Origin of the sequence: Thiohalophilus sp., from assembly GCF_031581315.1 — a bacterium.
In the GTDB taxonomy this organism is placed as follows: domain Bacteria; phylum Pseudomonadota; class Gammaproteobacteria; order UBA6429; family Thiohalophilaceae; genus Thiohalophilus.
Genome location: NZ_JAVLAZ010000004.1, coordinates 38909 through 48301 on the forward strand (window position 1 = coordinate 38909; position 9393 = coordinate 48301).

7 protein-coding genes are annotated in these 9393 nt (G+C 58.4%); 3 read left to right on the top strand and 4 right to left on the bottom strand.

The genetic code is table 11. From position 1 onward, the window contains the following. A partial coding sequence (locus RI563_RS01100; protein ID WP_310692480.1) for a histidine kinase dimerization/phospho-acceptor domain-containing protein occupies positions 1-1122 on the bottom strand: 1122 nt, incomplete at its 3' end. A gap of 367 nt (positions 1123-1489) precedes the next feature. On the opposite strand from RI563_RS01100, the gene RI563_RS01105 reads away from it, so the two are divergent. Together RI563_RS01105 and RI563_RS01110 are read left to right on the top strand one after the other, a co-directional pair. Beyond that, on the top strand, positions 1490-1858 hold the full coding sequence (locus RI563_RS01105; RefSeq protein WP_310692481.1) for a hypothetical protein: 369 nt from the start codon (positions 1490-1492) through the stop codon (positions 1856-1858). Between the two features lie 246 nt (positions 1859-2104). After that, positions 2105-2425: a hypothetical protein gene (locus RI563_RS01110; RefSeq protein ID WP_310692482.1), complete on the top strand. Its 321-nt coding sequence runs from the start codon at positions 2105-2107 to the stop codon at positions 2423-2425. Positions 2426-2461: 36 nt separating this feature from the next. On the opposite strand, the gene cysZ is transcribed toward RI563_RS01110, so the two are convergent. From cysZ to queF, 3 genes are all read right to left on the bottom strand, one after another. After that, positions 2462-3181 carry a sulfate transporter CysZ gene (gene cysZ, locus RI563_RS01115; protein WP_310692483.1) on the bottom strand — a complete coding sequence of 240 codons (720 nt, stop codon included), beginning with the start codon at positions 3179-3181 and terminating at the stop codon, positions 2462-2464. A gap of 213 nt (positions 3182-3394) precedes the next feature. Further along, positions 3395-4687 (bottom strand): FGGY-family carbohydrate kinase, encoded by a 1293-nt coding sequence (locus RI563_RS01120; RefSeq protein WP_310692484.1) that lies wholly within the window; start codon positions 4685-4687, stop codon positions 3395-3397. A gap of 131 nt (positions 4688-4818) precedes the next feature. Continuing rightward, positions 4819-5208: a preQ(1) synthase gene (gene queF, locus RI563_RS01125; protein ID WP_310692489.1), complete on the bottom strand. Its 390-nt coding sequence runs from the start codon at positions 5206-5208 to the stop codon at positions 4819-4821. A 367-nt stretch (positions 5209-5575) separates the two neighbouring features. Here queF and smc point away from each other — a divergent pair, with 367 nt between their 5' ends. Further along, entirely contained in the window at positions 5576-9091 is a 3516-nt protein-coding gene (smc, locus tag RI563_RS01130; RefSeq protein WP_310692485.1) for a chromosome segregation protein SMC, read from the top strand. Positions 9092-9393 lie beyond the last annotated feature (302 nt).

The window sequence follows — 9393 nt, forward strand, 5'->3', positions numbered from 1 at the left end:
CAGCTCCGGTACCGGTCGGGTCTCATCTACCTGCACGTCAATATGTCGATAACGGGCATCGCTGGCGACCTGGGTGAGGACCGCACGCACGATTCGATCGGCCCGTTGTGGCTGGCATTGCAACGGGTTGCTGCGGCCGAAGTCCATCAACTGGCGCACGATAAAATTCATCCGCTGCACTTCCTGGCGGATTTCCGACAGGGAGGCGTTAATGGCCGGACTGAGATCGCGGTGGCGCAGGGCACGCTGGGCCTGGCCGTCGACCACATTCAGAGGCGTCCCCAGTTCGTGCGCCACACCGGCGGCCAGCTGACCGATCGCCGCCATGCGTTCCGAACGGTGCAGGCGATCTTCCAGCGCGGCCTGTTCCACTTTCTGGCGGACCACCACTTCTTCCTGATTGATCAGGTTCTCCAGCATCCGGTTAAGTCCGACCGCCAGATCGTGCAGCTCCCGCGGGCCCTCGGTCGGTACCCGTTGTTCGCGCTCGCCGGCGCCGATGCGACCAATCGCCTTGCGCATGGCCGCGACATGGGAGCCGAATGCCTTGTAGTGACCGTAAAAAATCACCACGCTTAATAACAAAGCGGTCACCAGTAACACGGCCAGCCCCTGATAACGCAAGCGGGTGATATAGGATTCGAATTCGCTCGCCCGGCGCGTGACCTGCAGCATGCCGGTGATCTGGCTGGCATCGTTGGACAGTGGCAGGAAGTAGGAATAGACATCCTCGCCGTCCAGGGTGCGGTTGTATTCTTCACGGCGGTCGCCCTCGGACATTATTTCGGCAACCCGGGTACTGTCCACTGCGGGTTCGGTCGGACCGCTGGTACCAATACGCTTGCCGCTGGCATCGTATACATACGCGCCGTAGACCCGGCCTATGTGCGAGGTGGAGTCGAGCGCCTGGGCAAGTGCTCCCTCGCGGCCCTGCTCCATGGCGTAAATCACCGGTTGGCGAATGGCCCGGGCGACCAGTTCGATTTCATCCTGCATGCGTTCCCGACTCTGCTTTTCCAGCAGCTTCAGGGAGTACCAGCCAGCCGCGGCGCTCAGCGCCAGCAAAGGCAACAGGACGAATATCAGCAGTGCGGTGCGTAGATTATAGCCTTGTAGTGACACTGGGCTCCTTGATGAGTGTGAGTCATTCTGACACATGTGCGCCGCGATCCGGACGTGAGTCCTTATGTCAGTTGTGACCTCCTGGGTGTTTGCCGTCCTGCAGTTTAACATGCCGTGCGGTGCACTTCGTCCTCTGGCGCGGTGATGGGGTAGCCAGGTGCTTGATCCGGCGCGATTCTGTCGCCATTGATAGGAATGAAAAGCTGTGCAGTCAGGAGCTGGCGCAAGGAGAGACTCGCTGGCACAGGAATTGCCTTGCTAACCCGTGACCAGAATTCTCTGTAAAGTACGGGACGTACCGAACAGCCATAACACCTATTGTAAAAACATTCTGCAAAATATTTGCCGATGAATGCATGGAGTCGTAATGCAAATCAGACAACTAACCATCATGGTTTTTTTGCTGGCCCTATCGGGTCAGGCCGTGGCCAGTGACTGCGTGGAAGCCGTAGAGCATCATATTGACTCGGCCGAGCCCAGTTACAGTCAAGTGTGGCTTGAGTGGACGGCCCGGATTCGTAATAACTGTGACAAATCCTATTACACGCTGATCCGGGTCGACTTTCAGGATGCCGAGGGAAAGCGTATCCACAAATCTCTGACCAGCTCCATGGTGAAACAGGGTGATACAGTAACACTGCACAAGCGCGCGCTGGTGGATGAGGATATCTACGACAGAATCGAAAGTAGCGAGATCAGGATCGATCCCGAAGAGTTGCCGAACGAGGTGCAGTAACCGTTTTTCTTGTTTTATAAAGATCGGGACACGACGCTATCATTTTGTCGAACCGTGCGCTCTCACCGCTCAATCAAAAATATCGATTATAACGAGTAAAAATTATCTTCGATAATCAGCGTGCAGGGGCGCATCTTCTCTATCTGTTGTGGTCCAACATCAAGCCATGCTTGTGTTGAGGGTGTGGCGAACAGGACTGTTGTTATACCTTTTAATAATGACTGCAACACCTTGAGGAGAAGCACTATGAACAAGATCAAGACTCTGGCTGCCCTGACTGTCGGTGCCTGGTTGCTGGCAGGTTGTGCCGGCATCGGTGGCGAACCAGCCGAACAAACTCAGCAACGTTACGAACAAGCCATGGCGGCAGCCCAATCTGCCTATGACAAAGTCTATGCCGTGGAATTCGCCTGGCGTGATACGGAAGACCTGATGAAAGCCGCCAAAAAAGCCGCCGAGAAAGGGGAGTACGACAAGGCGATTGAACTGGCGAATCAGTCCCGACAGGAAAGCGAGATTGCCTACAATCAGTACCTTGAGCAGAAAGGCGCCGGCCCCCGTTTCTGAGGGTTGCGAGCAGGCCGGTGAGTTTCTCCGGCCTGCTTATTTGAACTGTTCAACACGTAACGCCGTGGCACCGGCCACGGCAACCGGCATAACCATAAAATTGAACACCGGAATCAAGGTGGCCAGCATCACCGCGCTACCAAAGCCCAGAGACAACAATCGTTTTTGTTGAATGGCCCGGCGAATCTCCGGAAAGCTGCGTCCCTGATTGCCCAACGGGTAATCCAGGTATTCGATACTCAACATCCAGGCACTGAAAATGATCCACAGTACCGGCGCAATCAGGTTGATGCCGGGAATCAATGTGATGATCAGCAGCGCCAGCGCTATCAACGCAAACAGCCCCATTTTCTTGATTTCCCCACTGATGGCTTTGGTCAGTTCCTCCATAAATCCTACCTCGCTGATTGGCGAGCGACCGGTCAGTTTTTTTTCCACCGCAGCGGAAAGAAAGCTGTTAAACGGTGCGCCGACCAGATTGGCCATGATGGTAAAACTGAAGAACACCGCGATGCCGGTGGTGATAGCAAAAATAAACCAGAGCAGACTGTCCAGCCATGCCAGCCAGTCAGGCAATGTCGGCATCAGCCACTCCAGCAGCACCTCGAACTGCGCGGCCAGCAGCCAGATCAAACCGGCAAAGATCAGAATGTTGATCACCAGCGGAATCACAACATGGCGCTTCACGCCGGGCTTGCCAATCAGACTCAAACCGCGCAGCAAATAGCTTGCGCCGGTAAACGGATTACTAATCATGTTAGCTCCAGAAGTTTGTGTTTAACATTTATTGCACCACAAAGAGGGATAGCAATAAACAGTCCGCGAATGAACGCAAATAAACGCAAAACTAACAGGCAGTATGAGCAGGACTAACTGCAAGGCGTGTGGATAGTTAACGCCAATTATAATATCGATACTGGATAGTGTTTTGTATTTGCGTGAATTTGCGTTTATTTGCGGATGGTAAATTCAGATTTGAAGATCGCTGCGCAGGGCGATGAGGGCGCTGCCGTAGGCCGCTTCGGTGTTGGGCGCGGTTTCTACCGGGATGTCCAGCAGGCTCTGACGGATCTGTGTCCAGGCGTCGTTGACGCTGCCGCCGCCGGCGGTGAGGATGCGTTTGGGGAAGGGGGCACCCAGCTCGGCCAGACGCTCGTAGCCCTGTTTTTCGATCTGTGCGATGCCTTCGAGCAGGCCCTGAAAAAATGTGACATCCTCGTCGGGGCGTGGCTCCAGCTGTGGGTTCAGATGCGGATCGTTGATGGGAAAACGCTCTCCCGGAGCCGGCAGGGGATAGTAATTAAGTCCGGTAGGCTGTTGCGGATCCAGTTGCGTTGTCATCGCCTGTAGTTGCTCGTCGGTGAAATACTGCTTCAATACCGCGCCGCCGCTGCTGGAAGCGCCGCCCACCAGCCACAGATCCCCGAGGGGTTGACTGTAGACGCCGTACTGGGCGGAGAGAATCGGCGAGGGTCCCACTACCTTCAGTACCAGGGTTGACCCCAGTACCGTGACCGCGTCGCCCTGCTCGCCGGCGCCGGTGGCGATAAACGAGGCGGTGCTGTCGGTGGTGCCGCTGACGATCAGGGTCTTTGCTGACAGGTTGAAACGTTTGGCCATATGATCGCTGATCGGCCCGACGACCTCGCCGGGTTGCTGCACCGTCGGTAACCAGGCGTTGTCCAGCGGCAGGGTGTCCATCCAGCGCGGCCAGGTATGGTGTTCGGCATTAAAACCGGTTTTGATGCAGTTGTTGACATCACTGATGCCATAACGATCGGTGAGTTTGCCGGTAATCCAGTCGGCCTGATGCAGACAGTGGGCGAGGGTGTTTTTATCGACGTGCATACTCAGCCATAACAGCTTGACCAGCCCGGAGTTGGGGCTGAGCACCGGATTATCCGGCGGTGCCATCGATTTGAGATGTTCGACGTAAACCGGGTCACGTTGATCGTTGTACAGCAACGCCTCGCGCAACGGTTCGCCGGCGGCATTGGTCACCAGTACCGAGCCCGAGGTGCCGTCCACGGCGATACGCTCTACCTGGGCGGGATCGACCTGTTCAAACAACTCATCCAGGACCCGCTCCACCGCCTGCCACCAGTGCAGGGGATCCTGATAGCGGCCATTACCCTCGACTCTGGCCGGCGGCAGATCGGTGCTGGCTGTGTAAAGAACCGTGGCATCCTGATTGATCGCCGTCGCCCGGCAACCGGAGGTTCCCAGATCAATCCCGATATACAATGGTGAAGAAGCAGTCATGGTGTTTACTTTCTTTCCGGGCCGTTGCCCAATTGATCGCCGCGAAGTATTTGGTTCACTTTATTTATCAATTTGAAACCTGGTGTCCTGGCGTCCTGGTGGTGAATGCTTTTGCGCTCTCGGCCCTGCCGTCACGGTAACGTGACGGCCTCGGGGGCCTGCCAGCCGCTCTGGCGGTGTTCGGCCACGACGGAGGTGTAGATACCGCCGCGCACACTGAATTTGGCGGTCAGGCGCATGAAGCGCGGCTCGGTCGCCTTCACCAGATCATCGAGAATGGTATTGGTGACTTTCTCGTGAAAGGCGCCTTCGTCGCGATAGGCCCAGACATACATCTTCAACGACTTGAGCTCGACGCATTTGGCCTCGGGTACATACTCCAGATAGAGCGTGGCGAAGTCCGGCTGGCCGGTCTTGGGACACAGACAGGTAAACTCCGGCACCTCGATGCGGATGGTGTAATCCCGTTCCGGCATCGGGTTGTCGAAGGTTTCGAGGGTTTTGCTGGGCTGGCTGGGCATGGCGCGCAACATACCCTAACCTTGTCCGGCTGACAAGCCGGGCAAGGGTAGGGCAGGGGCGAGGTACGAGGGACGAGTGACGAGGAAAAATGCTCAAGATCAGACATTGTGGGCGCGCCTTTGGCGCGACGATTGTGTGCGGGCTCGAAATATCTATCGCGGCGCAGCCGCTCCTGCCAAACCCTCGAGGTTTGTCTTCCTCGTTACTCGTCCCTCGTACCTCGTCCCTGTTCAGTAAAGCATTGATATCCTTTGCGCCCCTTTGCGTTGAAACCATCCGGGGTATGCCCGATGGCAAAAACCGGGCGCCGGTTTTGCGAATTTGTCAATCTTGCCTCTTTATATGAGGGTACTGTATCTTGCCCGGATGCGACTGACCAAACTCAAACTCTCCGGCTTCAAATCCTTCGTCGACCCGACGACTGTTCCGCTGCCCAGCTCGCTGGTCGGGGTGGTCGGGCCCAACGGTTGTGGTAAATCCAATATCATCGACGCGGTGCGCTGGGTGATGGGCGAGTCTTCCGCCAAGCATTTGCGCGGGGATTCCATGGCCGATGTCATTTTCAACGGTTCCACCTCGCGCAAGCCGGTCGGTCAGGCCACGGTGGAGCTGGTGTTCGACAACAGCGACGGCAGCCTGGGCGGGCAGTACGCCAATTACAGCGAAATCTCCATCAAGCGCACGGTCACCCGCGACGGCCAGTCCATTTACCACCTCAACGGCACCCGCTGCCGCCGTCGGGACATCACCGATATCTTCCTGGGCACCGGCCTGGGCCCGCGCAGCTATGCGATTATCGAGCAGGGCACCATCTCACGGATCATCGAGGCCAAGCCCGAAGAGCTGCGGATCTTCCTGGAGGAGGCTGCCGGCATCTCCAAATATAAAGAGCGCCGCCGCGAGACCGAAAACCGCATTCGTCACACCCGCGAGAATCTGGATCGGCTTAACGACCTGCGCGAGGAGCTGGACAAGCAGCTCGCCAAACTGCAACGCCAGGCCAAAACGGCCGAGCGCTACAAGGTCCTCAAGGAAGAAGAACGCCTGCTGCGTGCCCAGCTGCAGGCCCTGCGCTGGAAGGGGGTCGACGAGCAGGCCCGCCAGAGCGACAACCAGCTGCGTGAACAGGAAACCGCGCTGGAAGGGGCGGTGGCCAAACAGCGGCATATCGAAACCGAAATCGAGCAGCAGCGCGGCCTGCATACCGAAGCCAGCGACAAATTCAACGAAGTCCAGAGCCGTTTTTACAGCATCGGCGCCGATATCGCCCGGCTGGAACAGTCCATCCAGCACGCCAGGGAGCGCCGTACCCAGCAGAGCCAGGATCTGCAACAGCTGGAAAAAGACTGGAATGACGCCCAGGTGCACGTCGAGGCCGATCGCAAACGGATCGAGGAACTGGAAGCGGCGCTCAAGACGATTGAACCGGATCTGCAGGCCGCCGAACAGCGCGAACAGACCGCCACCGAGGCCCTGCAGGGCGCCGAACAGGCAATGCAGGAGTGGCAGCAGGCGTGGGAAGATTTCAATCAGCAGTCCGCCGAACCGGCCCGCCAGGCCGAGGTGGAGCGCACCCGTATCCAGCATCTGGAACAGAAACTGACCCAGCTGCAGCAACGGCTGGACAAGGCCGAGCAGGACTTGCAGCAGCAATCACCGGAGCGTGTGCAGCAGGAAGTCGGCGAACAGCAGCAGCAACTGGAACAGACCGGCGAACAGGTTAATCAGGCCCAGCAGGCGCTGGCCGAAAAGCAGGAGCAGATTGCCGCGCTGCGCGATTCCACCCACCAGGTTAATGCCGACCTGGATCAGGCCCGCAGCCGATTGCAGGATCTGCGCGGTCGCAGTGCCTCGCTCGAGGCCCTGCAGCAGGCGGCGCTGGGCAAGGACGAAGGGGCGGTCAACGACTGGCTCAGCGGTCAGCAGTTGCAGGACGCGCCGCGCCTGGCCGAGGAGATGGACGTCGAAGCCGGCTGGGAACGGGCCGTGGAATGCGTGCTGGGCGGGCATCTGGAAGCGGTCTGCGTCGCCGGGGTCGATCCGCTGGCCGAAGTGCTCGGCAGTCTGCAGGAGGGCACCCTGACCCTGTTCGACACCCAGGCGCCGGGTCCGGAAACCGGCGCGGGTAACGGGACGCCATTGCTGAACAAGGTTTCGGCCCCGTGGAAACTGGATGCCCTGCTGGGCGGCGTGTATGCCGCCGAATCCCTGGCCGAGGCGCTCTCCCTGCGTGCCAGCCTTGCGGCCCAGGAGTCCGTTGTTACCCGCGAAGGGATCTGGCTGGGCGCCAACTGGCTGCGGGTGGTCAAGGACCAGGAGCAGGATCAGAAAACCGGCATTCTCAAGCGCGAGCAGGAGCTCAAGACGCTCACTACCCAGATTCAGGAAGAGAACGGCCGCGTTGTGGCCCTGCAGGAACAACTGGAAGGCGAGCGCGAGCGGTTGCGTGAGCTGGAGCAGGAGCGCGATGACGCCCAGGCCCAGTTGAATCAGGCCAGTCGCCGCCAGGCCGAACAGCAGTCCGATCTCAAGGCGCGCCAGAACCAGCTGGAGCAGGCCCAGGCCCGCCAGCAGGCGCTGCAAAAAGAACAACAGGATCTACATGCCGAAATCGAGCGCGATAAGCAGGAGCTGCACGAGTGCCGTGGCCGGCTGCAAACCGCGCTGGATACCATGTCCGGTCTGGAGCAGCAGCGCGAACAGTTAAGCAACCGCCGCGACGAATTGCGCAACACCCTGGAACAGGCCCGCGAGCAGGCCCAGAGCGTGCGCAGCGAAGCCCACGAAATCAAACTGCGCGCCGAAAAAGAGCGCACCGAGCTGAACTCCACCCGTCAGGCCCTGGAACGACTCGACAGCCAGCTCACCCAGCTCTCCGCCCGTCGCGAAGAACTGCAAAAAGCGCTGGCCGAAAGCGAGGCGCCGCTGGAGGAGATGAACAGGGAGCTGACCGACAAGCTCGACAAACGCGTGGCCGTGGAAACCGAGCTGGGCGAAGCGCGCCAGGCGATGGAAGCGATCGAGCATCAGATGCGCGAACTCGAGGAACAGCGCGTCGCGGCCGAACAGCAGGTACAGGAAGTCCGCAGTAGCCTGGAGCAGATTCGCATCAGCCAGCAGGAATTCAAGGTTCGCCGTCAGACGCTCGAAGAACAGATCACCGAATCGGGCTTCGAACTGCAGCAATTGATGCAGGAGATGCCGGAAGAGGCTAACGTGGAAAGCTGGCAACAAAACGTCGAACAGCTGGAAGCGAAGATCCAGCGTCTGGGGCCGATCAACCTGGCCGCCATCGAGGAATTCGAACAGCAGTCAGAACGCAAGAAATACCTGGATGCGCAGAACGAGGATCTGGTGCAGGCCCTGAAGACCCTGGAAGATGCGATCCACAAGATCGACAAGGAGACCCGCACCCGTTTCAAGGAAACCTACGACAAGGTCAACAGCGGGCTCAAGGATCTCTTCCCGCGCCTGTTCGGCGGCGGTCATGCCTATCTGGAGATGACTGGCGAGGACCTGCTCGAGACAGGCGTGACGGTCATGGCGCGTCCGCCCGGCAAGCGCAACAGCACCATTCACCTGTTGTCCGGTGGCGAAAAGGCCCTGACCGCGGTGGCTCTGGTGTTCGCCATCTTCGAACTGAATCCCGCGCCGTTCTGCATGCTCGACGAGGTTGATGCGCCGCTGGACGATGCCAACGTCACCCGCTACTGCGATCTGTTGAAGCATATGTCGGACAGAACACAGTTTATCTTCATCACCCATAATAAAGTGACCATGGAAGTCGCCAACCACCTGACCGGTGTTACCATGCACGAACCGGGTGTCTCGCGCATGGTTGCGGTGGACGTGGACGAGGCGGCCAAACTGGCCTCGGCCTGATTAGCGTCACTCCTGCCAGTACCTGGATTGAATACAGTCCGCGAATGAACGCCAATGCACGCGAATCTTTGAAATATTTGGGATTACAGGAGTATTTCGCGTTTATTCGCGTTCATTAGCGGACTGATTTCTGATACGTTCTGTGCCGATCAGAGTTAATTGGCGGTACTGTACTGTGCATTCATCGCATATTTATGACAAGCTCGTGCTGATATGGACCCGCTGCGGCTGACCCTCCTGGCAATCGGTGTCGCGTTCGTCGCGATTTTCTATCTGGTGATGCGTCTGCGCGCCGGGCAGAA

What these genes read in the sequence shown, in the direction of transcription:
- RI563_RS01110 (WP_310692482.1), top strand. Translation starts at nt 2,105, where the DNA reads ATGAACAAGATCAAGACTCTGGCTGCCCTGACTGTCGGTGCCTGGTTG.
- queF (WP_310692489.1), bottom strand. Translation starts at nt 5,208, where the DNA reads ATGCCCAGCCAGCCCAGCAAAACCCTCGAAACCTTCGACAACCCGATG.
- RI563_RS01105 (WP_310692481.1), top strand. Translation starts at nt 1,490, where the DNA reads ATGCAAATCAGACAACTAACCATCATGGTTTTTTTGCTGGCCCTATCG.
- smc (WP_310692485.1), top strand. Translation starts at nt 5,576, where the DNA reads ATGCGACTGACCAAACTCAAACTCTCCGGCTTCAAATCCTTCGTCGAC.
- cysZ (WP_310692483.1), bottom strand. Translation starts at nt 3,181, where the DNA reads ATGATTAGTAATCCGTTTACCGGCGCAAGCTATTTGCTGCGCGGTTTG.
- RI563_RS01120 (WP_310692484.1), bottom strand. Translation starts at nt 4,687, where the DNA reads ATGACTGCTTCTTCACCATTGTATATCGGGATTGATCTGGGAACCTCC.